This window comes from Pseudomonas sp. TYF_14 (assembly GCF_043105275.1).
GTDB lineage: Bacteria > Pseudomonadota > Gammaproteobacteria > Pseudomonadales > Pseudomonadaceae > Aquipseudomonas > Aquipseudomonas alloputida.
On the sequence record NZ_JBICLK010000002.1, the window covers coordinates 1 to 24,058 of the forward strand.

The 24,058-nt window shown below is 60.7% G+C and carries 21 protein-coding genes; 16 read left to right on the forward strand and 5 right to left on the reverse strand.

The features are described 5' to 3' along the window. Positions 1–51: 51 nt before the first annotated feature. Positions 52–1,341, reverse strand: coding sequence for a citrate synthase (gltA, locus tag ACF8O8_RS00140; protein ID WP_003254218.1), 1,290 nt, complete (start codon positions 1,339–1,341; stop codon positions 52–54). Between the two features lie 352 nt (positions 1,342–1,693). Between gltA and sdhC the strand changes: the two genes are divergently transcribed. The 11 genes from sdhC to ACF8O8_RS00195 all read left to right on the forward strand — a co-directional run bounded on the left by sdhC (position 1,694) and on the right by ACF8O8_RS00195 (position 15,732). Continuing rightward, positions 1,694–2,080: a succinate dehydrogenase, cytochrome b556 subunit gene (gene sdhC / locus ACF8O8_RS00145; protein ID WP_008091902.1), complete on the forward strand. Its 387-nt coding sequence runs from the start codon at positions 1,694–1,696 to the stop codon at positions 2,078–2,080. Further along, positions 2,074–2,442, forward strand: a complete 369-nt coding sequence (sdhD, locus tag ACF8O8_RS00150) for a succinate dehydrogenase, hydrophobic membrane anchor protein (RefSeq protein ID WP_003254214.1) — start codon at positions 2,074–2,076, stop codon at positions 2,440–2,442. The genes sdhC and sdhD overlap by 7 nt, the downstream gene beginning before the upstream one ends. A gap of 3 nt (positions 2,443–2,445) precedes the next feature. Continuing rightward, positions 2,446–4,218 carry a succinate dehydrogenase flavoprotein subunit gene (gene sdhA, locus ACF8O8_RS00155; protein ID WP_003254213.1) on the forward strand — a complete coding sequence of 591 codons (1,773 nt, stop codon included), beginning with the start codon at positions 2,446–2,448 and terminating at the stop codon, positions 4,216–4,218. An 11-nt stretch (positions 4,219–4,229) separates the two neighbouring features. Continuing rightward, positions 4,230–4,934, forward strand: a complete 705-nt coding sequence (locus ACF8O8_RS00160) for a succinate dehydrogenase iron-sulfur subunit (RefSeq protein WP_003254212.1) — start codon at positions 4,230–4,232, stop codon at positions 4,932–4,934. Positions 4,935–5,180: 246 nt separating this feature from the next. Beyond that, a complete protein-coding gene (locus ACF8O8_RS00165; RefSeq protein WP_010954951.1) occupies positions 5,181–8,012 on the forward strand; it encodes a 2-oxoglutarate dehydrogenase E1 component in 2,832 nt (943 codons plus the stop codon). A gap of 42 nt (positions 8,013–8,054) precedes the next feature. Next, positions 8,055–9,278, forward strand: coding sequence for a 2-oxoglutarate dehydrogenase complex dihydrolipoyllysine-residue succinyltransferase (gene odhB / locus ACF8O8_RS00170; protein WP_010954950.1), 1,224 nt, complete (start codon positions 8,055–8,057; stop codon positions 9,276–9,278). 93 nt (positions 9,279–9,371) lie between these two features. After that, positions 9,372–10,808 carry a dihydrolipoyl dehydrogenase gene (gene lpdA / locus ACF8O8_RS00175; RefSeq protein ID WP_003254207.1) on the forward strand — a complete coding sequence of 479 codons (1,437 nt, stop codon included), beginning with the start codon at positions 9,372–9,374 and terminating at the stop codon, positions 10,806–10,808. Positions 10,809–10,979: 171 nt separating this feature from the next. Next, on the forward strand, positions 10,980–12,146 hold the full coding sequence (gene sucC / locus ACF8O8_RS00180; RefSeq protein WP_003254205.1) for an ADP-forming succinate--CoA ligase subunit beta: 1,167 nt from the start codon (positions 10,980–10,982) through the stop codon (positions 12,144–12,146). Beyond that, on the forward strand, positions 12,146–13,030 hold the full coding sequence (gene sucD / locus ACF8O8_RS00185; protein WP_003254203.1) for a succinate--CoA ligase subunit alpha: 885 nt from the start codon (positions 12,146–12,148) through the stop codon (positions 13,028–13,030). Before sucC ends, sucD begins: the two co-directional genes overlap by 1 nt. Positions 13,031–13,433: 403 nt before the next feature. Then, entirely contained in the window at positions 13,434–14,747 is a 1,314-nt protein-coding gene (brnQ, locus tag ACF8O8_RS00190) for a branched-chain amino acid transport system II carrier protein (RefSeq protein WP_010954948.1), read from the forward strand. Between the two features lie 235 nt (positions 14,748–14,982). Next, on the forward strand, positions 14,983–15,732 hold the full coding sequence (locus ACF8O8_RS00195; RefSeq protein WP_392509079.1) for a DUF599 domain-containing protein: 750 nt from the start codon (positions 14,983–14,985) through the stop codon (positions 15,730–15,732). A gap of 67 nt (positions 15,733–15,799) precedes the next feature. On the opposite strand, the gene ACF8O8_RS00200 is transcribed toward ACF8O8_RS00195, so the two are convergent. After that, positions 15,800–16,072, reverse strand: a complete 273-nt coding sequence (locus tag ACF8O8_RS00200; RefSeq protein WP_019437947.1) for a hypothetical protein — start codon at positions 16,070–16,072, stop codon at positions 15,800–15,802. 154 nt (positions 16,073–16,226) lie between these two features. Here ACF8O8_RS00200 and ACF8O8_RS00205 point away from each other — a divergent pair, with 154 nt between their 5' ends. The 4 genes from ACF8O8_RS00205 to ACF8O8_RS00220 all read left to right on the forward strand — a co-directional run bounded on the left by ACF8O8_RS00205 (position 16,227) and on the right by ACF8O8_RS00220 (position 19,945). After that, a complete protein-coding gene (locus ACF8O8_RS00205) occupies positions 16,227–16,703 on the forward strand; it encodes a PaaI family thioesterase (RefSeq protein WP_010954945.1) in 477 nt (158 codons plus the stop codon). Next, a complete protein-coding gene (locus ACF8O8_RS00210; RefSeq protein WP_003251519.1) occupies positions 16,700–17,182 on the forward strand; it encodes a PaaI family thioesterase in 483 nt (160 codons plus the stop codon). The genes ACF8O8_RS00205 and ACF8O8_RS00210 overlap by 4 nt, the downstream gene beginning before the upstream one ends. Before the next feature lie 69 nt (positions 17,183–17,251). Beyond that, positions 17,252–19,156 (forward strand): molecular chaperone HtpG, encoded by a 1,905-nt coding sequence (gene htpG / locus ACF8O8_RS00215; RefSeq protein WP_010954944.1) that lies wholly within the window; start codon positions 17,252–17,254, stop codon positions 19,154–19,156. Positions 19,157–19,219: 63 nt separating this feature from the next. Beyond that, on the forward strand, positions 19,220–19,945 hold the full coding sequence (locus ACF8O8_RS00220; protein ID WP_010954943.1) for a dienelactone hydrolase family protein: 726 nt from the start codon (positions 19,220–19,222) through the stop codon (positions 19,943–19,945). 94 nt (positions 19,946–20,039) lie between these two features. Here ACF8O8_RS00220 and ACF8O8_RS00225 read toward each other — a convergent pair whose 3' ends face one another. Next, positions 20,040–20,903, reverse strand: coding sequence for a pirin family protein (locus tag ACF8O8_RS00225; protein ID WP_392509080.1), 864 nt, complete (start codon positions 20,901–20,903; stop codon positions 20,040–20,042). Positions 20,904–21,020: 117 nt separating this feature from the next. Here ACF8O8_RS00225 and ACF8O8_RS00230 point away from each other — a divergent pair, with 117 nt between their 5' ends. Beyond that, complete coding sequence (locus ACF8O8_RS00230) at positions 21,021–22,028, forward strand: amidohydrolase family protein (RefSeq protein ID WP_392509081.1); 1,008 nt, start codon at positions 21,021–21,023, stop codon at positions 22,026–22,028. Positions 22,029–22,158: 130 nt separating this feature from the next. On the opposite strand, the gene fabB is transcribed toward ACF8O8_RS00230, so the two are convergent. Continuing rightward, the gene (fabB, locus tag ACF8O8_RS00235) at positions 22,159–23,379 is read right to left on the reverse strand and encodes a beta-ketoacyl-ACP synthase I (protein ID WP_010954940.1); all 1,221 of its coding nucleotides are present in this window, start codon (positions 23,377–23,379) and stop codon (positions 22,159–22,161) included. Between the two features lie 11 nt (positions 23,380–23,390). Continuing rightward, complete coding sequence (gene fabA / locus ACF8O8_RS00240) at positions 23,391–23,906, reverse strand: 3-hydroxyacyl-[acyl-carrier-protein] dehydratase FabA (protein WP_003251509.1); 516 nt, start codon at positions 23,904–23,906, stop codon at positions 23,391–23,393. Between the last annotated feature and the right edge of the window lie 152 nt (positions 23,907–24,058).

Here is a 24,058-nt window from a genome sequence, read left to right on the forward strand (position 1 = left end):
AAATAAAAAAGGCTGCCCGAGGGCAGCCTTCTTGCGTTCGGCTACTGCAGCTTACTTGCGGTCTTTCAGGGCAACGATGTCGCGCTTCTGCTCGCCGGTGTACAGCTGGCGCGGACGGCCGATCTTGTACGGGCTGGAGAGCATTTCTTTCCAGTGCGAGATCCAGCCCACGGTACGTGCCAGGGCGAAGATCACGGTGAACATGCTGGTCGGAATGCCGATCGCCTTGAGGATGATCCCCGAGTAGAAGTCGACGTTCGGGTACAGCGAGCGCTCGATGAAGTAAGGATCGGTCAGGGCGATCTCTTCCAGGCGCATGGCCAGTTCCAGCTGCGGGTCGTTCTTGATGCCCAGCTCGCGCAGGACTTCGTCGCAGGTCTGCTTCATCACGGTGGCGCGCGGGTCGCGGTTCTTGTACACGCGGTGACCGAAGCCCATCAGCTTGAACGGGTCGTTCTTGTCCTTGGCCTTGGCGATGAATTTGTCGATGTTCGAGACATCGCCGATTTCATCCAGCATGGTCAGTACGGCTTCGTTCGCACCGCCGTGGGCCGGGCCCCACAGTGCGGCGATACCGGCGGCGATACAGGCGAACGGGTTGGCACCCGACGAGCCTGCCAGACGAACGGTGGAGGTGGAGGCGTTCTGCTCGTGGTCGGCGTGGAGGATGAAGATCCGGTCCATTGCCTTGGCCAGCACCGGGCTGATCGGTTTGATCTCGCACGGGGTGTTGAACATCATGTGCAGGAAGTTTTCCGCGTACGACAGGTCGTTGCGCGGGTACATCATCGGCTGGCCCATGGAGTACTTGTAAACCATCGCAGCCAGGGTCGGCATCTTGGCGACCAGGCGCACCGCGGAGATTTCGCGGTGTTGCGGGTTATTGATATCCAGGGAGTCGTGATAGAACGCCGACAGGGCGCCGACTACACCGCACATCACCGCCATCGGGTGAGCGTCGCGACGGAAGCCGTTGAAGAAGGACTTCAGCTGCTCGTGAACCATGGTGTGGTTCTTGACGGTGCTGACGAACTGGGCCTTCTGCTCGGCATTCGGCAGTTCGCCATTGAGCAGCAGGTAGCAGGTTTCGAGGTAGTCGGACTGTTCGGCGAGTTGCTCGATCGGGTAGCCGCGGTGCAGCAGGATACCTTTGTCGCCGTCAATATAGGTGATCTTCGACTCGCACGAGGCAGTCGCCATGAAACCTGGGTCGAAGGTGAAGTGACCAGTGGCCCCTAACCCGCGGACGTCGATTACATCAGGACCAACGGTGCCGGTTAAAATGGGCAGCTCGACGGGGGCAGCGCCCTCGATGACCAACTGCGCTTTTTTGTCAGCCATGTGGCCTCCTATTAATGCTTGAAATCATCAGACAGACCCCCCACGCAGGGCCCGCACCACTATAGAGGGATAAATTCAGATGTCAATTTGCCTAAAGGCTTGTTGAATCAGGCATTCAAGCCTGATTTTTCCCGAAATTCTCGCCCATTTACGCCTTTTGTTCATTAAAGGCAATGCGCTATTTGGGCTACCCCGTCACGTTGTCATAAGCAGCCTAACTGTCTATACTCGGCACCCGACCGCCAGGGGCTTGCAAGCCCGAACTGCTGGGGGTCGCCGTTCCCTGGGTGGTGGGTACCTGACCAGTACACTTACCAACAACTTTGCCCTGATTCGCTAGGGGCTCTTCAGTGTGAAAAAAGCCGTGAAAAGCCAACGACCTGTAAACCTAGACCTAAGGACCATCAAGCTCCCCGTCACTGCGTACACGTCCATCCTGCACCGTATCTCCGGCGTCATCCTGTTCATCGGCCTTGCCATCATGCTTTATGCACTGGGCAAGTCGCTGGGTTCCGAGGAAGGCTTCGGTGAGGTGAAGGCGTGTCTGACCAGCCCGCTGGCCAAGTTCGTGACCTGGGGCCTGCTGTCCGCCCTGCTTTATCACCTCGTGGCAGGTGTTCGTCACCTGATCATGGACATGGGTATCGGTGAGACGCTGGAAGGCGGCAAGCTGGGCTCGAAAATCGTGATCGTCATCTCCGTGGTGCTGATCGTTCTGGTGGGAGTTTGGGTATGGTAACCAATGTCACGAACCTGTCGCGTTCGGGCCTCTATGACTGGATGGCGCAGCGCGTTTCTGCGGTCGTTCTCGCGGCTTACTTCCTCTTCCTGATCGGCTACGTGGTCGCCCACCCAGGCATCGACTACACCCAGTGGCATGGTCTGTTCTCCAACAACGCGATGCGGATCTTCAGTCTGCTGGCCCTCGTTGCCCTGGGCGCTCACGCCTGGGTCGGCATGTGGACCATTGCAACCGACTACCTGACGCCTATGTCGTTCGGCAAGTCGGCAACTGCGATTCGTTTCCTGTTCCAGGCGGTATGCGGCGTTGCGATGTTCGCTTACTTCGTCTGGGGTGTGCAGATTCTCTGGGGTATCTGATCCATGGCTAGCATTCCAACCATTTCCTTCGACGCCATCATCATCGGTGGCGGCGGCGCCGGCATGCGCGCAGCGCTGCAACTGGCTCAAGGCGGCCACAAGACTGCCGTAGTCACCAAGGTCTTCCCGACCCGTTCGCACACCGTATCCGCCCAGGGCGGCATCACCTGCGCCATCGCTTCGGCCGACCCGAACGACGACTGGCGCTGGCACATGTACGATACCGTCAAGGGTTCCGACTACATCGGTGACCAGGACGCTATCGAATACATGTGTCAGGAAGGCCCGGCTGCGGTCTTCGAACTGGACCACATGGGTCTGCCGTTCTCGCGCACCGAAACCGGCCGCATCTATCAGCGCCCGTTCGGTGGTCAGTCCAAGGACTTCGGTAAAGGTGGCCAGGCCGCCCGTACCTGTGCCGCTTCCGACCGTACCGGTCACGCGCTGCTGCACACCCTGTACCAGGGCAACCTGAAGGCGGGCACCACGTTCCTCAACGAGTACTACGCAGTTGACCTGGTGAAAAACCAGGACGGCGCATTCGTGGGTGTGATCGCCATCTGCATCGAAACCGGCGAAACCCTGTACATCAAGTCCAAGGCCACCGTGCTGGCCACTGGCGGTGCGGGCCGTATCTACGCGTCCACCACCAACGCCCTGATCAACACCGGTGACGGTATCGGCATGGCCCTGCGTGCAGGCGTGCCGGTGCAGGACATCGAAATGTGGCAGTTCCACCCGACCGGTATCGCCGGCGCCGGTGTACTGGTCACCGAGGGTTGCCGCGGTGAAGGTGGCTACCTGATCAACGCCCACGGCGAGCGCTTCATGGAGCGTTACGCGCCGAACGCCAAAGACCTGGCCGGCCGCGACGTGGTTGCCCGTTCCATGGTCAAGGAAATCATCGCCGGCAACGGCGTGGGCCCGAACAAGGACCACGTACTGCTGAAGCTGGACCACCTGGGCGAGGAAGTGCTGCACAGCCGCCTGCCAGGTATCTGCGAACTGTCCAAGACCTTCGCCCACGTCGACCCTGTGGTCGCGCCGGTGCCGGTCGTGCCGACCTGCCACTACATGATGGGCGGCGTTGCCACCAACATTCATGGCCAGGCCATCACCATGGACGCCGACGGCCAGGATCACATCATCCCGGGCCTGTTCGCCGTAGGTGAAGTGGCGTGCGTATCGGTTCACGGTGCCAACCGCCTGGGCGGCAACTCGCTGCTCGACCTGGTGGTGTTCGGCCGTGCTGCCGGCCTGCACCTGGAGAAGGCGCTGAGCGAAGGCGTGGAATACCGCGACGCCAGCGACACCGACGTCGATGTTGCCCTGAACCGCCTGAACAAGCTCAACGAGCGTACCAGCGGTGAAGACGTTGCCAGCCTGAAGCGCGAGCTGCAGAGCTGCATGCAGAACTACTTCGGTGTATTCCGTACTGGCGAATACATGCAGAAGGGTATCGAGCAGCTGGCCGGTCTGCGTGACCGTATCGCCAACGTCAAGATCAACGACAAGTCCCAGGCCTTCAACACCGCGCGTATCGAAGCGCTGGAGCTGCAGAACCTGCTGGAAGTCGCCGAAGCTACCGCCATCGCGGCCGAAGCCCGTAAAGAGTCCCGCGGCGCTCACGCCCGTGAAGACTTCGAAGACCGTGACGACGAAAACTGGCTGTGCCACACCCTGTACTACCCGGGTGAGAAGCGCGTTGCCAAGCGCGGCGTCAACTTTGCGCCGAAGACTGTTCCAGCCTTCGAACCAAAAGTCCGGACTTACTAAGGGTGGCTGCTATGTTGAAAGTCGAAGTTTATCGTTACAACCCGGACACCGACTCGGCGCCAAAAATGGAGTCGTTCGACGTCGATACCGGCGGCAAGGACCTGATGGTGCTGGATGTATTGGCACTGATCAAGGAAAAGGACGAGGGTTTCTCGTACCGTCGCTCCTGCCGTGAAGGCGTTTGCGGTTCCGATGGCATGAACATGAACGGCAAGAACGGCCTGGCCTGCATCACCCCGCTGTCGGCGGTGGTGAAGGGCGGCAAGCTGGTTCTGCGTCCTCTGCCAGGCCTGCCGGTCATTCGTGACCTGGTGGTCGATATGAGCATCTTCTACAAGCAGTACGAGAAGGTGAAGCCGTTCCTGCAGAACGACACCCCGGCCCCGGCCATCGAGCGCCTGCAGTCGCCGGAAGACCGTGACAAGCTGGACGGCCTGTACGAGTGCATCCTGTGCGCTTGCTGCTCGACTTCCTGCCCGTCGTTCTGGTGGAACCCGGACAAGTTCCTGGGCCCGGCAGCATTGCTGCAAGCCTACCGCTTCCTTGCCGACAGCCGCGATACCAAGACTCAGGAGCGCCTGGCGTCCCTGGATGACCCGTTCAGCGTATTCCGCTGCCGCGGGATCATGAACTGCGTAAACGTTTGCCCGAAAGGTCTGAACCCGACCAAGGCAATCGGTCACGTACGTAACATGCTGCTGCAAAGCGGCACCTGATACAAAGCGTTGTACCTGCAGTAAGCCGAGGTGCGGGTGGTGAGCCCGCACTGAGGTAAAACCCGAACAAGGGCCCACAAAGCCCGCGTTCATTACCTATGAAGATATGAGACCAGCAGGGGCTTTCCGGGCTGGTACCCGGAAAATCAGCAGGATCCAAGTGGCGTGGTTCAGTCGCTGTTTTCGGACTTTTCCAGGTTTGCTGTGGCTCTCGCCGATCAGTCCCCTAATCGAGGGTGACCAAGCATGCAAGAAAGCGTGATGCAGCGCATGTGGGATAGCGCCCACCTTTCAGGTGGTAACGCTGCATATGTGGAAGAGCTCTACGAGCTCTACCTGCACGACCCTAACGCTGTGCCAGAAGAGTGGCGCACTTACTTCCAGAAGTTGCCAGCCGACGGCAGCACCGCTACTGATGTATCGCACTCGACAATCCGCGACCATTTCGTACTGCTGGCAAAGAACCAGCGCCGCGCCCAACCGGTTTCCGCCGGGAGCGTGAGCAGTGAACACGAGAAGAAGCAGGTTGAAGTTCTGCGACTGATCCAGGCCTATCGTATGCGCGGCCATCAGGCTGCCAAGCTCGACCCGTTGGGGTTGTGGCAGCGTCCTGCGCCCGTAGACCTGTCGATCAATCACTACGGCTTGACCAATGCCGATCTTGATACGACCTTCCGTGCCGGCGACCTGTTCATCGGCAAAGAGGAGGCGAGCCTACGCGACATCTTCGATGCACTCCAGAAGACATATTGTCGCACCATTGGCGCCGAATTCACCCACATCGTCGATTCCGAGCAGCGCAGCTGGTTCCAGCAGCGGCTGGAAAGCGTGCGCGGCCGTCCGGAGTATTCCGCTGACGTGCAGGCCCACCTGCTCGAGCGCGTAACCGCCGGTGAGGGCCTGGAAAAGTACCTGGGCACCAAGTACCCGGGCACCAAGCGATTCGGCCTTGAAGGCGGCGAGAGCCTGATTCCGATGCTGGATGAAATGATCCAGCGTTCCGGCTCTTACGGCGCCAAGGAGGTCGTGATCGGCATGGCCCACCGTGGCCGCCTGAACGTGCTGGTGAACACCTTCGGCAAGAACCCGCGCGAGCTGTTCGACGAGTTCGAAGGCAAGAAGATGAACGAGCTGGGCTCCGGTGACGTGAAGTATCACCAGGGCTTCTCCTCGAACGTGATGACCCCGGGTGGCGAAGTGCACCTGGCCATGGCGTTCAACCCGTCCCACCTGGAAATCGTTTCGCCGGTGGTCGAGGGTTCGGTGCGCGCCCGTCAGGACCGCCGCAACGACACCGTTGGCGACAAGGTGGTGCCGATCTCGATCCACGGCGACGCTGCGTTCGCTGGCCAGGGCGTGGTCATGGAAACCTTCCAGATGTCGCAGACCCGCGGTTTCAAGACCGGCGGTACCGTGCACATCGTGATCAACAACCAGGTTGGTTTCACCATCAGCAACCCGCTGGATGCGCGCTCCACCGAGTACGCGACCGACGTTGCCAAGATGATCCAGGCACCGATCCTGCACGTGAACGGCGATGACCCGGAAGCCGTGCTGTTCGTTACCCAGCTGGCCATCGACTACCGCATGCAGTTCAAGCGTGACGTGGTCATCGACCTGGTCTGCTACCGTCGCCGTGGCCACAACGAGGCTGACGAGCCTAACGGCACCCAGCCGCTGATGTACCAGCAGATCAGCAAGCAGCGCACTACCCGTGAGCTGTATGCCGAGCAGCTGATCCAGGCCGGTCGCATCGACGCCGAGCGCGCTCAGGCCAAGATCGACGAGTACCGCAACGCGCTGGACAATGGCCTGCACGTGGTAAAAAGCCTGGTCAAGGAGCCGAACCGCGAGCTGTTCGTCGACTGGCGTCCGTACCTGGGCCATGCCTGGACCGCGCGTCACGACACCCGTTTCGACCTCAAGACCCTGCAGGATCTGTCGGCCAAGCTGCTCGAGCTGCCGGAAGGTTTCGTGGTCCAGCGTCAGGTGTCGAAGATCTACGAAGACCGTCAGAAGATGCAGGCCGGTGGCTTGCCGATCAACTGGGGTTATGCAGAGACCATGGCTTACGCCACCCTGCAGTTCGAAGGTCACCCGATCCGCATGACCGGCCAGGACATCGGCCGTGGCACCTTCTCGCACCGTCACGCGGTGTTGCACAACCAGAAGGACGCCAGCACCTACATTCCGTTGCAGAACCTGTTCCCAGGCCAGCCACGTTTCGATCTGTACGATTCGTTCCTGTCCGAGGAAGCGGTACTGGCCTTCGAATACGGCTACTCCACCACCATGCCGAACGCGCTGGTGATCTGGGAAGCCCAGTTCGGCGACTTCGCCAACGGTGCGCAAGTGGTGATCGACCAGTTCATCACCAGTGGTGAGCACAAGTGGGGCCGCCTGTGCGGTCTGACCATGCTGCTGCCACACGGCTATGAAGGGCAGGGGCCGGAGCACTCCTCCGCGCGTCTGGAGCGTTACCTGCAGCTGTGCGCCGAGCACAACATCCAGGTCTGCGTACCGACGACGCCGGCACAGATTTACCATCTGCTGCGTCGCCAGGTCATTCGCCCGCTGCGCAAGCCGCTGGTAGTCCTGACGCCGAAGTCGCTGCTGCGCCACAAGCTGGCCATCTCGACCCTGGAAGACCTGGCAGAAGGCTCGTTCCAGACCGTGATCCCGGAAATCGACGCAATCGATCCGGCCAAGGTCGAGCGTCTGGTGCTGTGCAGCGGCAAGGTCTACTACGACCTGCTGGAAAAACGCCGTGCCGAAGGCCGCGAAGACATCGCCATCCTGCGTATCGAGCAGCTGTATCCGTTCCCTGAGGACGATCTGGTCGAAATCCTCGCCCCTTACACCAACCTCAAGCATGCGGTCTGGTGTCAGGAAGAGCCGATGAACCAGGGCGCCTGGTACAGCAGCCAGCACCACATGCGCCGTATCCTGGGCCGCCACAACAAGGCACTGGTCCTGGAATACGCCGGTCGCGACGCTTCTGCCGCGCCAGCCTGTGGTTACGCTTCGAAGCACGCCGAACAGCAGGAAAAACTGCTGCAAGACGCCTTCACTGTCTAACGCCTTCGCGCACCTGAAACCGAATTTAAGGAAACACAGATAATGGCTATCGAGATCAAAGCCCCAACCTTCCCGGAATCGGTTGCCGATGGCACCGTTGCCACCTGGCACAAGAAGCCGGGCGAAGCCGTCAAGCGTGACGAGCTGATCGTCGACATCGAGACTGACAAGGTTGTCCTGGAAGTACTGGCTACTGCCGATGGCGTGCTGGGCGACATCGTCAAGGGCGAGGGCGACACCGTCCTGTCCGACGAATTGCTGGGTTCGATCGTTGAGGGCGGTGCTGCCGCTGCGCCTGCCGCGGCAGCCGCACCTGCAGCTGCTCCGGCCGCTGCTGCCGCTGACGCCGGCGAAGATGACCCGATCGCAGCCCCGGCCGCGCGCAAGCTGGCTGAAGAAAACGGCATCGACCTGGCTACCGTTGCAGGTACCGGTAAAGGCGGTCGCGTCACCAAGGAAGACGTGGTTGCTGCTGTTGCCAAGAAGAAGTCGGCACCTGCCGCTGCACCGGCTGCCAAGCCTGCCGCTGCTGCCGCTGCCCCGGTTGTCGTCGCCGCTGGCGACCGTACCGAGAAGCGTGTGCCGATGACCCGCCTGCGTGCCAAGATCGCCGAGCGCCTGGTCGAAGCCCAGTCGAACATGGCGATGCTGACCACCTTCAACGAAGTGGACATGACCGAAGTCATGGCCCTGCGTTCGAAGTACAAGGACCTGTTCGAGAAGACCCACAATGGCGTGCGCCTGGGCTTCATGTCGTTCTTCGTCAAAGCCGCTACCGAAGCGCTGAAGCGCTTCCCGGCCGTCAACGCCTCGATCGACGGCAACGACATCGTCTACCACGGCTTCGCCGACGTCGGTGTTGCCGTGTCCAGCGACCGTGGCCTGGTGGTGCCGGTGCTGCGTAACGCCGAGTCGATGAGCCTGGCTGAAATCGAGAACGGCATCGCTACCTTCGGCAAGAAGGCCCGTGACGGCAAACTGTCCATCGAAGAGATGACCGGTGGCACCTTCACCATCACCAACGGTGGCACCTTCGGTTCGATGATGTCGACCCCGATCGTCAACCCGCCGCAGGCCGCCATTCTCGGCATGCACAACATCATCCAGCGCCCGATGGCCATCAATGGCCAGGTCGTGATTCGCCCGATGATGTACCTGGCGCTGTCGTACGATCACCGCCTGATCGACGGCAAGGAAGCGGTAACCTTCCTGGTCACTATCAAGAACCTGCTGGAAGATCCGTCCCGCCTGCTGCTGGACATCTAACCCTCTGGCTGCGTACCGTGCCGGGCCTGGCTTCGCAAGAAGCCAGGCCGCGCGGTTCGCGGCTTGTAGCTTGTAGCTGATAAGGAATCTTTTATGACCCAGAAATTCGACGTAGTGGTAATCGGTGCAGGCCCAGGCGGCTATGTGGCTGCCATCAAGGCTGCCCAACTTGGTCTGAAGACTGCCTGTATCGAGAAGTACACCGACGCCGAGGGCAAACTGGCCCTGGGCGGCACCTGCCTGAACGTAGGTTGCATTCCTTCCAAGGCGCTGCTGGACAGCTCCTGGAAGTACAAGGAAGCCAAAGAGAGCTTCAACGTCCACGGTATCTCCACGGGCGAAGTGAAGATGGACGTCGCCGCGATGGTTGGCCGCAAGGCCGGCATCGTCAAGAACCTGACCGGTGGCGTTGCCACCCTGTTCAAGGCCAACGGCGTCACTTCGATCCAGGGCCACGGCAAGCTGCTGGCCGGCAAGAAAGTCGAAGTCACCAAGGCTGACGGCACCACCGAAGTCATCGAAGCCGAGAACGTGATCCTGGCTTCCGGCTCGCGCCCGATCGACATTCCGCCGGCCCCGGTCGACCAGAACGTCATCGTCGACTCCACCGGCGCCCTGGAATTCCAGGCCGTACCGAAGCGCCTGGGCGTTATCGGTGCAGGCGTGATCGGCCTGGAGCTGGGTTCGGTTTGGGCTCGCCTGGGTGCTGAAGTGACCGTCCTGGAAGCCCTGGACACCTTCCTGATGGCTGCCGACACCGCCGTGTCGAAAGAAGCCCAGAAGACCCTGACCAAGCAAGGCCTGGACATCAAGCTGGGCGCTCGCGTCACCGGCTCGAAAGTCAACGGCAACGAAGTCGAAGTGACCTACACCAACGCCGAAGGCGAGCAGAAGATCACCTTCGACAAGCTGATTGTTGCCGTCGGCCGTCGCCCGGTGACTACCGATCTGCTGGCTGCCGACAGCGGCGTGACCATCGACGAGCGTGGCTACATCTTCGTCGACGATTACTGCGCCACCAGCGTTCCGGGCGTGTACGCCATCGGTGACGTGGTACGCGGCATGATGCTGGCCCACAAGGCTTCGGAAGAGGGCATCATGGTCGTCGAGCGCATCAAGGGCCACAAGGCCCAGATGAACTACGACCTGATCCCATCGGTCATCTACACCCACCCGGAAATCGCGTGGGTCGGCAAGACCGAACAGGCCTTGAAGGCCGAGGGCGTTGAGGTTAACGTGGGCACCTTCCCGTTCGCGGCCAGCGGCCGTGCGATGGCTGCCAACGACACCGGTGGTTTCGTCAAGGTCATCGCCGATGCCAAGACCGACCGCGTTCTGGGTGTTCACGTGATTGGCCCATCGGCTGCCGAACTGGTGCAGCAGGGCGCAATCGCAATGGAATTCGGCACCAGTGCCGAGGATCTGGGCATGATGGTCTTCAGCCATCCAACCCTGTCCGAAGCGTTGCATGAAGCAGCGCTGGCGGTGAATGGCGGCGCCATTCACGTGGCCAACCGTAAGAAGCGTTAATTATAAGAAACCACGGCGGGCTGCCCGTCGTGAGTCTTGCGTGCATGACTCACCGCGGAAAGTCCGCCGGACCGGATCACACGGGAAACCCGGGGTCAACGGTCACAGGTGGTGCGGCGCCACTGATGGCGCAGCGCCGAAGCGCAGTACCTAACGAAGACGGTAAAAAGCATGAATCTTCACGAGTATCAGGGTAAGCAGCTGTTCGCTGAGTACGGCCTGCCAGTTTCCAAGGGTTTCGCAGTCGACACCCCTGAGCAAGCTGCAGAAGCCTGCGACAAGATCGGCGGGAACGAGTGGGTTGTAAAAGCCCAGGTTCACGCGGGTGGTCGCGGTAAAGCGGGCGGCGTAAAGCTGGTTCGCAGCAAGGAAGACGCCAAGGCGTTCGCTGCACAGTGGTTGGGCAAGAATCTGGTTACCTACCAGACCGATGCCAACGGTCAACCCGTCTCCAAGATTCTGGTCGAATCCTGCACTGACATCGCCAAAGAGCTGTACCTGGGCGCTGTAGTCGATCGTTCGAGCCGCCGTATCGTGTTCATGGCTTCCACCGAAGGTGGCGTGGACATCGAGAAAGTCGCTCACGAAACGCCTGAGAAAATCCTCAAGGCCACCATCGACCCACTGGTCGGCGCTCAGCCGTTCCAGGGTCGCGAGCTGGCTTTCCAGCTGGGCCTGGAAGGCAAGCAAGTTCAACAGTTCGCCAAGATCTTCGTTGGCCTGGCCAAGCTGTTCAAGGATCATGACCTGGCGCTGCTGGAAGTGAACCCGCTGGTGATCAAGGCCGATGGCGACCTGCACTGCCTCGATGCCAAGATCAACATCGACGCCAACGCCATGTACCGTCAGCCGAAGCTGAAAACCTTCCACGACCCGTCGCAGGACGACGCCCGTGAAGCCCACGCTGCCAAGTTCGAACTGAACTACGTTGCCCTTGAAGGCAACATCGGCTGCATGGTCAACGGTGCCGGCCTGGCCATGGGTACCATGGACATCGTCAACCTGCACGGCGGCAAGCCGGCCAACTTCCTCGACGTTGGCGGTGGTGCTACCAAAGAGCGCGTTACCGAAGCGTTCAAGATCATTCTGTCCGACAGCAATGTCGCGGCCGTTCTGGTCAACATCTTCGGCGGCATCGTTCGCTGCGACATGATTGCCGAAGGCATCATCGGTGCAGTGAAAGAAGTCGGCGTTAAAGTTCCGGTCGTCGTTCGCCTCGAAGGCAACAACGCCGAACTGGGCGCTAAAGTACTGGCAGAAAGCGGTTTGAACATCATTGCGGCAACCAGCCTGACCGACGCTGCTCAACAAGTTGTCAAAGCTGCGGAGGGCAAGTAATGAGCGTCCTGATCAATAAAGATACCAAAGTCATCTGCCAGGGCTTCACCGGCTCGCAGGGTACTTTCCACTCCGAACAGGCCATTGCCTACGGCACCAAGATGGTCGGCGGCGTAACCCCAGGCAAGGGTGGCACCACCCACCTGGGCCTGCCGGTGTTCAACACCGTCAAGGAAGCCGTGGAAGCGACCGGCGCTGACGCTTCGGTCATCTACGTACCGGCTCCGTTCTGCAAAGACTCGATCCTGGAAGCTGCCTTTGGCGGCATCAAGCTGATCGTCTGCATCACCGAAGGCATTCCTACCCTGGACATGCTGGATGCCAAGGTCAAGTGCGACGAGCTGGGCGTGACCCTGATCGGCCCTAACTGCCCAGGTGTCATCACCCCGGGCGAGTGCAAGATCGGCATCATGCCAGGCCACATCCACTTGCCAGGCAAGGTCGGTATCGTTTCGCGTTCCGGCACTCTGACCTACGAAGCTGTGAAGCAGACCACCGACGCCGGCTTCGGCCAGTCGACCTGCGTCGGCATCGGCGGTGACCCAATCCCGGGCTCCAACTTCATCGACATCCTGAAGCTGTTCCAGGAAGACCCGAAGACCGAAGCGATCGTCATGATCGGTGAGATCGGCGGTTCGGCTGAAGAAGAAGCTGCGGCCTACATCAAGGCCCACGTCACCAAGCCTGTCGTTTCCTACATCGCCGGTGTTACTGCACCTGCAGGCAAGCGCATGGGCCACGCTGGCGCCATCATCTCCGGCGGCAAGGGCACTGCGGATGAGAAGTTCGCCGCCCTGCAGGACGCGGGTGTGAAAACCGTGCGTTCCCTGGCTGACATCGGCAAGGCCCTGGCCGAGCTGACTGGCTGGGAAGCCAAGAAGTAATACTGCTACACCCCCCACGCGCACAGAGGCCACCTTCGGGTGGCCTTTGTCGTATGTGGGGTTTGTAGGAGCGGTTTTACCCGCGAAGAGGTCGGTGCTGGCAATAGAGACTCTTCGATAGGTTTGATAGGAATTTTCACGTAGACGAATGTTTCAATCCGAGGATAATACCTGCCGTCCTCGGTCACACAGACGACAAACATGTACGCACATCGGACAAGCAGCACTGTGCCAGTGCGTTTGACTGACAAACCAGTTACATTACGCGTTCACTCTGTGCCCGTACCCCAAAAGGGAACGACACGCTAAACGGGTCTGGCCTATCAAGCCGGGCAGCATTTCCCCTTACCCAAAGGGAAATCCCCTCTCGAATCCCGATTTCAGCAGTGTGGTACTACCTTAAATGAAAGTTCTCAAAGGCCAGGATATCCTGGCGCTTGGCTTTATGACGTTTGCGCTTTTCGTGGGTGCAGGCAATATCATCTTCCCGCCTATCGTCGGCCTGCAGTCTGGCCCGCACGTATGGATGGCGGCCCTGGGCTTCCTGGTCACTGCCGTGGGCCTGCCGGTCATCACGGTGGTCGCCCTGGCCAAGGTCGGTGGCGGCATGGATGCACTGAGCAGCCCGATCGGCAAGTTCTTCGGCGGCCTGCTGGCAGCCGTGTGCTACCTGTCGGTCGGCCCATTGTTCGCCACCCCGCGTACGGCCACCGTGTCGTTCGAAGTGGGCGTTGCACCGCTGACCGGTGAAAGCCCGCTGGCGCTGTTCATCTACAGCCTGGTGTACTTCATCGTCGTGCTGGCCGTGTCCATGTACCCTGGCAAGTTGCTCGACACCGTGGGCCGCTTCCTGGCACCGTTGAAGATCATTGCCCTGGCCGTACTGGGCATCGCTGCCTTCGCGCTGCCCGCCGGTAGCATTGGTGACGCACAGCCTGCCTATGCTGCCGCTGCGTTCTCCAAGGGCTTCTCTGATGGCTACCTGACCATGGATACCCTGGGTGCCCTTGTGTTCGGTATCGTCATTGTCAATGCCATTCGCTCGCGCGGTGTCGAGTCGCCGAGGCTGATTACCCGCTACGCCATCATCGCCGGCCTGATCGCCGGTGTCGGGCTGGCCCTGGTCTACATCAGCCTGTTCCGCCTGGGTGCCACCAGCCACGACATCGCGGCTGACGCCACCAACGGTGCGGCGGTGCTGCATGCCTACGTACAGCATACCTTCGGCTCCCTGGGCAGCGGCTTCCTGGCCGTGCTGATCGCGCTGGCCTGCCTGGTGACCGCGGTTGGCCTGACCTGTGCCTGCGCCGAGTACTTCAGCCAGATCCTGCCGCTGTCGTACCGCGCGCTGGTGGTGATCCTCGCCGGCTTCTCGCTGCTGATTTCCAACCTTGGCCTGACCAAGCTGATCATGTTCTCGATCCCGGTGCTCACCGCCATTTATCCGCCGTGCATCGTGGTGGTTGGCCTGAGCTTCGTGAAAGACCTGTGGAACTCGCCAACGCGCATCCTGGCACCCGTGATGCTGGTATCGCTGTTGTTCGGCATGGTCGATGCGATCAAGGGCAGCAGCCTTGCCCACGTGTTGCCAGACTTCATGGCGCACCTGCCATTGAGTGATGCCGGCATGGCCTGGCTGGTACCTTCGGTGGTGACCCTGGTGGGTGCCGTGGCCTGCGACCGCATGCTCGGCAAGCCGCGCGAGGCGCTGGCCTGACCGGACAAGTGGAAGCCTGAGGGCGGCACCGGCCACAAGCCGAAGGGTGCCCGCCAAGGGTGAAAACAAGAGAGCCCCGTCTCCGAAAGGATGCGGGGCTTTTTGCTGTTTGCCGGTTTCGGCCGCTTCGCAGCAGGTAATGCATTTTTCAGTGTGCAGGTGTGCCTTTTGCCGCTTGCCAGCGTCGAAATCCGGTCCCTATCCTTTAGGCACATGGCCCTTTCGGTAACCCTGCATGAACTTCATCCAAAGCAACCTCAACAACCTGCTGGCCATCGCCTGGTTCGCCCTGTGCTGGGGTGGCTATACCCGCTATGCGATCTGGAAGGGGCGCGACACCGCGTGCCTGGCCAGCGTGCTGCACTTGTACCGCGAAGACTGGATGCGCCGCATGCTGCTGCGCGACAACCGCATCGCCGATGCCAGCGTGATCGGTAACCTGGAGCGCAACGCTTCGTTCTTCGCCTCCAGCACCCTGATCATTCTGGCTGGCATCCTCACCGTGCTCGGTGCCTCCGACCGGGCACTGTCATTGCTGGCCGACCTGCCGCTGGTTCAGCAAACATCCCAGGGCATGTCGGAGATCAAGCTGCTGTGCCTGGCCATGGTATTTGTCTATGCCTTCTTCACGTTCAGCTGGTGCATGCGCCAATACAACTTTGCCGCTGTGCTGGTGGGCTCGGCGCCGATGATCGGCGAACGGCTGGTCAATGAGCTGGAGCGCAAGGCGTTCGCTTCCCGCGCGGCACGGGTATTGTCGTTGGCGGCTAACCAGTTCAACCTGGGGCTGCGTTCGTATTACTTCGGCATGGCCATGTTGAGCTGGTTTATCAGCCCATGGTTGTTCATGGCGATGAGTGTGGGAGTAGTGCTGATTCTGTACCGTCGAGAGTTCCATTCGGATGTACTCGATGTGATGGTGTTCACACCGACCGAAAGTGTAGTGTCGGAGCCGGCCAAGGAAAGCTCGGTTGTTTCCAACTGAAACGATTAATCGAAAGTTCGCAGGCACAAAAAAACCCGACATCGTCGGGTTTTTTTGTTTTAGCCAATTACTGCTTGGCAGGTTCTGCCGGTGTAGTAGGAGCCGGAGTAGCCGGAGCGGCTTCTTCGGCAGCCTTCTGCTCGGCTTCGGCCTGATCTTTGGCAGCTTCGGCGTTTTCCTCGGCGGCTTCGTTCATCTTATCCTGAGCTTCACCCATTTTTTCCTGGGCTTGCTCGGCGTGTTGCTGTGCGTCCTGGGCTTTGTCTTCGCTCGCTTTATCGCAAGCAGCCAGGCCCATGGCAGCGGCCAGCATCAGAGCAAAAGCAAAAGGTTTACGCATGGGGGTGTTTCTCCTTGGTGGAATAAGTGACTTGTTCCTTCGAGTACAACTACGCGGAATAAGTTCAACGAAGATTACAGATATATAACGTCCCGTTCTACATGGACTTTTTAACGAATTTATGCCGCTGCCCTGCGGCCGATGGGAACAGCCGATGAGCGATTCAACCTTGATGGCAATGGCCGAGCGCTTTCTCTCGGCGTTAAAACATTGTCAGCTGTTGCAGATGCGCGTGGCGCAGGCTGATGGCGATGGCATGACCCTGGTCCTGCCGTGGTCGCCGGCGATTGTCGGCAACCCGCAAACCGGTGCCGTGCACGGCGGTGCGCTGACCACGCTGATGGACACCACCTGTGGCATGGCCACATTGTGTGTGCTGCCGCGCTTCGAAGTGTGCCCGACGTTGGACCTGCGTATCGACTACATGCACCCGGCTGAGGCCGGCAAGGACATCTATGGCCACGCCCAGTGCTACCGTGTTACCCGCGACGTGATCTTCACCCGTGGCACCGCCTACCAGGACGACCCCGACCAGCCCATCTGCCAGGTGGTGGGCACGTTCATGCGCCTGGGCCAGGACATCAAGGGCGGCATCCGTTTCGGCGACAGTCTGAAGGAGGGCAAGGCATGATTCCGCACGCGGTACGCCAGCAGCTCAACGCCGCCCATGCGGTGGGCGACTATCGACCGTTGCTGGCACTGATTCCCTATGCCGGGCTGATCGGCATCGAATGCGAGCGTCAGGGCGATGACGTGTTGTTCCGCCTGCCGGCCAGCCCGGACAATATCGGCAACCCACTGCTACCGGCCATCCATGGCGGCGTGATCGCCGGCTTCATGGAGCTGTCGGCAGCGCTGTACCTGCTGATCTACAGCGAGAGCGCAAGCATTCCGAAGATCATCGACTTTTCCATCGACTACCTGCGCGCCGGGCATTTTCGCGATACCTACGCCCAGTGCCAGCTGTGGCGCCAGGGCCGGCGGGTGACCAATGTGGCCATCACCGCCTGGCAGGGCGACAGGCAGTCGCCGATTGCCACGGCCCGTGCGCATTTCAAGATCGAACCGGAAAAGCCCTTGAAATCATCCGGGCAGCCCCCATCTGCATGACATCCGCCGTTAACGCTGGCCGAACCGGCCGCCAGGCGCCAACGCCATCAGATCGGAGTTTCGAAGACCATGACTGTGGAAACACAAAAGGAAACGCTGGGCTTCCAGACCGAGGTGAAGCAACTGCTGCACCTCATGATTCACTCGCTGTACTCGAACAAGGAAATCTTCCTGCGGGAGCTGATTTCCAACGCTTCCGACGCCGCCGACAAGCTGCGTTTCGAAGCCCTGGCCAAGCCAGAGCTGTTCGAGGGCGATGCTGACCTGAAGATTCGCCTGAGCTTCGACAAGGACGCCGGTACCGTGACCCTCGAGGACAACGGCATCGGCATGAGCCGCGAAGACGTCATTGCCCACCTGGGCACCATCGCCAAGTCCGGTACTGCCGACTTCATGAAGAACCTCACCGGTGACCAGAAGAAGGACTCGCACCTGATCGGTCAGTTCGGCGTGGGCTTCTACTCCGCGTTCATCGTTGCCGACAAGGTCGACGTGTACAGCCGCCGTGCCGGCCAGCCAGCGGCCGAAGGTGTGCACTGGTCGTCGAAAGGCGAGGGCGAATTCGAAGTCGCCACCATCGACAAACCACAGCGCGGTACCCGTATCGTCCTGCACCTGAAGAAGGACGAGCAGGAGTTCGCCGATGGCTGGCGCCTGCGCAACGTGGTCAAGAAATACTCCGACCACATCGCCCTGCCGATTCAACTGCCGAAAGAGCAGGCCGCCACCGAAGGTGAAGAGCAGCCGGCCGAAGAGTGGGAAACCGTCAACCGCGCCAGCGCCCTGTGGACCCGTTCGCGCACCGAAGTGAAGGACGAGGAGTACCAGGAGTTCTACAAGCACATCGGCCATGACTTCGAAAACCCGCTGGCCTGGAGCCACAACAAGGTCGAAGGCAAGCTCGAATACAACTCGCTGCTGTACGTGCCGGCCCGTGCGCCGTTCGACCTGTACCAGCGCGAAGCGCCGCGCGGCCTGAAGCTGTACGTGCAGCGTGTGTTCATCATGGACCAGGCCGAGTCGTTCCTGCCGCTGTACCTGCGCTTCATCAAGGGTGTGGTTGATTCCAATGACCTGTCGCTGAACGTGTCGCGTGAAATCCTGCAGAAAGACCCGATCATCGATTCGATGAAGACCGCGCTGACCAAGCGTGTGCTGGACATGCTGGAGAAGCTGGCGAAGAACGAACCCGAGAAATACAAGGGCTTCTGGAAAAACTTCGGTCAGGTGCTGAAAGAGGGCCCGGCCGAAGACTTCGCCAACAAGGAGAAAATCGCCGGTCTGCTGCGCTTTGCGTCCACCCAGGACGACAGCGGCGAGCAGAGCGTCGCCCTGGCCGACTACCTGGCCCGCGCCAAGGAAGGTCAGGACAAGATCTACTATCTCACCGGCGAGTCGTACGCGCAGGTCAAGAACAGCCCGCACCTGGAAGTCTTCCGCAAGAAAGGCATCGAAGTGCTGCTGCTCACTGATCGCATCGACGAGTGGCTGATGAGCTACCTCAACGAATTCGACGGCAAGGCCTTTGTCGATATTGCCCGTGGCGACCTGGACCTGGGCAAGCTGGATTCGGAGGAAGACAAGAAAGCCCAGGAAGAAGTCGCCAAGGACAAGGAAGGTCTGGTCGAGCGACTGAAAGGTGCGCTGGGTGACAGCGTGGCCGAAGTACGCGTATCGCACCGCCTGACCGACTCGCCGGCGATCCTGGCCATTGGCGAGCAGGACCTGGGCCTGCAGATGCGCCAGATCCTGGAAGCCAGCGGGCAGAAAGTGCCGGAGTCCAAGCCGATCTTCGAGTTCAACCCGAGCCACCCGCTGATCGAGAAGCTGGATCACGAGCAGAGCGAAGACCGTTTCGCCGAGCTGTCGCACATCCTGTTCGATCAGGCGGCCCTGGCGGCCGGTGACAGCCTGAAGGACCCGGCGGCTTACGTTCGTCGCCTGAACAAGCTACTGGTCGAGCTGTCTGCTTGAGTTGATGCACAGCAAAGCCCGCTTCGGCGGGCTTTTTTATGACGAGTGCCAAAGGAGTGCTTGATGAGCAAAGTAATCGTCGAATCGCTGGTTTATCACCTGTCTGGCAAGACCTACGAAAGCCGTTTGGTCTATGAGCCGGGTGCGCTGGGCCGCCCAGGGCTGGTGATGGCGCCGAACTGGATGGGCATTGGTGAAGGTGCCGAGCGCATTGCCAAGGAAGTGGCCGAGAAGGGCTATGTGGTGCTGATCGCCGACCTGTACGGGCAATCGGTGCGCCCGTCCAATGCCGATGAGGCAGGCGTGGCGATGATGCCGCTGAAGAATGACCGTGGCGAACTGCGCAAGCGCATGCAGGAGGCCTTGGCGCAATTGCTGGGGCAGTCGAAGGCGTTGCTGGAGCCTGGCAAGGTGGCCACCTTCGGCTTCTGCTTCGGTGGCTGCTGTGCCTTGGAACTGGCCCGTAGCGGCGCCGACCTGCGTGCGGCCGTGTCGTTCCACGGCACCCTGGACACGCCGAATCCTGAAGATGCCAAGCGCATCAAGGGCTCGGTGCTGGTGTTGCATGGTGCCTCCGATCCATTGGTGCCTAAAGAGCAGCTGCCGGCATTCGAAGACGAGATGAACGCAGCCAAGGTGGACTGGCAGTTGCTCAGTTATGGTGGCGCGGTGCACTCGTTTACCGACCCGAATGCCAATATGCCGGGCAAGATGCAGTATGACCGGCGCACTTCCGAGCGAGCGTTCCGTTCGATGCATAATCTGCTGAGTGAAGTGTTCCAGCGCTGAGATTGCAGGGGGCTGCTTTGCAGCCCTTCGCGGGTGAACCCGCTCCTACGCGACGGTGGACTGCGCCCAACCGCCGACCTGTGCCCATCCCCGATCACCGAGGTAACTCGATCCTCGAATGTTCCCCCGGCACCACCGGCCAATCCCCCGCAGCCCACCTGGCCCGGGCCCGCTCGATCAGTTCCGGGTCGCTGGCCACGAAATTCCAGTTCATCCGACGCGGCCCATCCAGCGGTGCGCCGCCAATCAGTACCAATTGGCATTCACCCTCCGCATACAACGTCACCTCTTCCCCTTCCGGCAGTACCACCAGGCTGCACGGCTCCACGTCTTCATCGTTCATCATCAACTCACCATCGAGTACGTACAGCGCTCGCTGCACATGCTCGGTCGGTACCAGCAAGGTGGTCGCCGGTTGCATCCGGACATGCGCATAAAGGGTAGGGGACAGCACCGGCACCGGTGACGCCAGGCAGAACCCGCTGCCAGCAATCATGCAGATACGCACACCCAGGCTGTCACTGACGGGCAAGCTCGCGGCGGGGTGATGGCTGTAGCTTGCCGGGCCTTGCTCAAACTCGCGTGGCGATGCCAGCCATACCTGCAGCCCATGCAGGCGTGAACCATGGGCCAGGGCATCTTCCGGGGTGCGCTCGACATGGGCGACGCCGCTGCCTGCGGTCATCCAGCTGACATCACCGGGCAGCACCCGCTGCGCCGAGCCGAGGCTGTCCTTGTGCAGGATTGCGCCTTCGAACAGGTAGGTCAGCGTCGACAAGCCGATATGCGGATGCTGGCGGATGTCCATGCCATGCCCCGGGGCATAGTCTGTTTCGAGCATGTGGTCGAAGAACACGAACGGGCCGACGCTGCGGCACTGGGCTGACGGCAGCGGGCGCAGGATCGGCTGGCCCTCGACCGTCTCGGCTCGGGGGTGGATGACCAGTGGGCTGCTCATGGGGAAGGCTCCAGGCACGGTGGAAGTGCCTCAAGCATAGCGGTTTGCCCGCCGTGGCTGAACCGTCTTGGCGGCCGCCTGGTCTACTGGGTTCGTACTTGCATGAGGAGGATGACCATGACCGCCAGAGCGCTGGCTTGTGTGCTGTTGTTCGGCTGGCTGTGCCAGGCGTCCCAGGCGCGCGAGTACCGCTACAGTGATGCCCATCTGCACTACGTGGACTTCTTCCAGGAAAGTGAAGGCATGCCGGCGCTGATCAAGGCCATGGATGCCGCAGGGGTTGAGCAGTCGATGATTTCAGGCATACCGGTGGCCAAGAAATGGCACGAAGACGAACCCAAGCGCCCGCGCTACTACGCCGGTGATGACGCTGATGCCTACTGGTACAGCGCCACTGATACTTACGTGGCGGCGGCGCTGCAGCAATTGCCAAGTGATCAGCGCAAGCGCTTCCACCCGTTCCTCAGCGGTTTCAACCCGGTGGACAAGAATGCGGTCAGCCATATCGAGCGCATGCTCGATTTGTACCCGGGCCTTTGGCAGGGCATCGGCGAGGTGTTCACCCGACATGATGACCTGACAGCGCTGACCAGTGGCGACACGCCACGTGCCAATAATGAGGCCATGACGCGTATCTACCATCTGGCGGCCGAGCGCGACCTGCCTGTGCTGCTGCATTCCAACATCACCTCCAAGCGCGAGCGCAACCCGCTGTACCTGGCGGAGATCGAAGAGCCGCTGCGCAATCACCCGCATACGCGATTCATCTGGGCGCACGCGGGCAGCAGCATGGAGATACACCGCCACCAGACGCAGATGGACTTTCTACTGCCGGTGCTGACGCGATTGCTGGAGGACTACCCGAACCTGTATGTCGATTTGTCGTGGAGTGTGCTGCAACCGTATTTGCTGGATGAGCAGGGCGCGCCGCGCAAGGAATGGCTGGCGCTGGTCGAGAAGTACCCGGAGCGGTTCATGCTGGGGTCGGATGTGGTGGGGCGGTTTGGCAGCCTGGGGGAGCAGATGCACGGGTTCAAGCCGTTTCTGGATGCCTTGCCGGAGTCGGTGGCGCACAAGGTGGCCCGGGAGAATTTTCTGGCGGTGTTGCCCAAGGCGCGCCATTAGCCTGCAATGGCCACAAGCACTGCAAATGACCTGTGTAGGAGCGGGTTTACCCGCGAAGAGGCCAGCACAGGCAACCCAAACAAAAACGCCCCGAACCAGTCGGGGCGTTTTCATTTACAGCAGCAGCGTCTTACTTGCCTTCCCAGCGCTTGAGCACCAGGGTGGCGTTGGTGCCGCCGAAGCCGAAGCTGTTGCTCATGACCGTGTCGATCTTGGCGTTTTCTTCGGTTTTACGCAGGATTGGCAAGTCGGCGACTTCCGCGTCCAGCTCGTCGATGTTGGCAGAGCCGGCGATGAAGTTGTTTTCCATCATCAGCAGGCAGTAGATCGCCTCGTGCACGCCGGCAGCGCCCAGCGAGTGACCCGACAGGCTTTTGGTAGAGCTGATCTTCGGAGCCTTGTCGCCGAACACGGCACGCACGCCCTTGATCTCGGCCACGTCACCGACGGGAGTCGAGGTGCCGTGGGTGTTCAGGTAGTCTATCGGGGTGTCGACAGTGGACAGCGCCTGCTGCATGCAGCGGATGGCGCCTTCGCCGCTCGGTGCAACCATGTCGTAGCCGTCGGAAGTGGCACCGTAGCCAACGATTTCGGCGTAGATCTTGGCGCCGCGGGCCAGGGCGTGTTCCAGTTCCTCGACCACGACCATGCCGCCACCGCCAGCGATGACGAAACCATCACGGTCAGCGTCGTAGGCGCGCGAGGCCAGTTCCGGGGTTTCGTTGCGCTTGGTCGACAGGGCGCCCATGGCATCGAACAGGAACGACTGGCTCCAGTGCTCTTCTTCACCACCACCGGCGAAGACGATGTCCTGCTTGCCCCACTGGATCTGCTCCAGTGCGGTACCGATGCAGTGAGCCGAGGTGGCGCAGGCCGACGAGATCGAGTAGTTGATGCCCTTGATCTTGAACGGGGTGGCCAGGCATGCCGAAACGGTGCTGCCCATGGTGCGGGTAACGCGGTATGGGCCGACGCGCTTAACGCCTTTCTCACGCAGGGTGTCCAGCGCTTCCATCTGGTTCAGGGTCGAGGCGCCGCCGGAACCCGCCACCAGGCCGGTACGCGGGTTGGAAACCTGCTCTTCGGTCAGGCCAGCGTCCTTGATCGCGTCCTGCATGGCCAGGTAGGCGTAGGCAGCCGCATGGCCGACGAAGCGGTAAACCTTGCGGTCGATCAGTTCTTCGAGGTTGAGGTCGATGGACCCGGAAACCTGGCTACGCAGCCCCATTTCCTTGTATTCCGGGTTGAAACGGATACCCGGACGGCTGTTGCGCAGGTTTTCGGTGACGGTAGCTTTGTCATTGCCCAGGCACGATACGATGCCCAGACCAGTGATAACGACGCGGCGCATGCGAATAACCCTTAGAAATTGTCAGTGGAGGTGAACACGCCGACCCGCAGGCCTTCGGCAGTGTAGATCTCGCGGCCGTCGACGCTGACCGAACCATCGGCGATGGCCATGTTCAGCTTGCCCTTCAGGACGCGCTTGATGTGAATGTTGTACGTGACTTTCTTGGCTTCAGGCAGTACCTGGCCAAAGAATTTCACCTCGCCCGAACCCAGGGCGCGGCCACGGCCCGGCAGGCCCTGCCAGCCGAGGAAGAAGCCAACCAGCTGCCACATGGCGTCGAGGCCCAGGCAGCCCGGCATTACCGGATCGCCTTCGAAATGGCAGGCGAAGAACCACAGGTCCGGGTTGATATCCAGCTCGGCGACCAATTCACCTTTGCCGTACTTGCCGCCTTCTTCGCTGATATGGGTGATGCGATCGACCATCAGCATGTTCGGCGCGGGCAGTTGCGCATTACCTGGGCCGAACAGCTCACCGCGACTGCAGCGCAGCAGGTCTTCCCGAGTAAAGGCGTGTTGTTTGGTCATGCGAGCTCCTCAATAACCCCCTGCGGCAGGGGATGAATCTTCCCGGCCGGCCCGAAAACCAAGCGCTTCGAGACGGCAGCCTACAGGTAGACTATTGCGTTGTGGTGAAAGTCACAGCGCACCTGGCGAAAGAAGTACAGGTGTGCACTGAA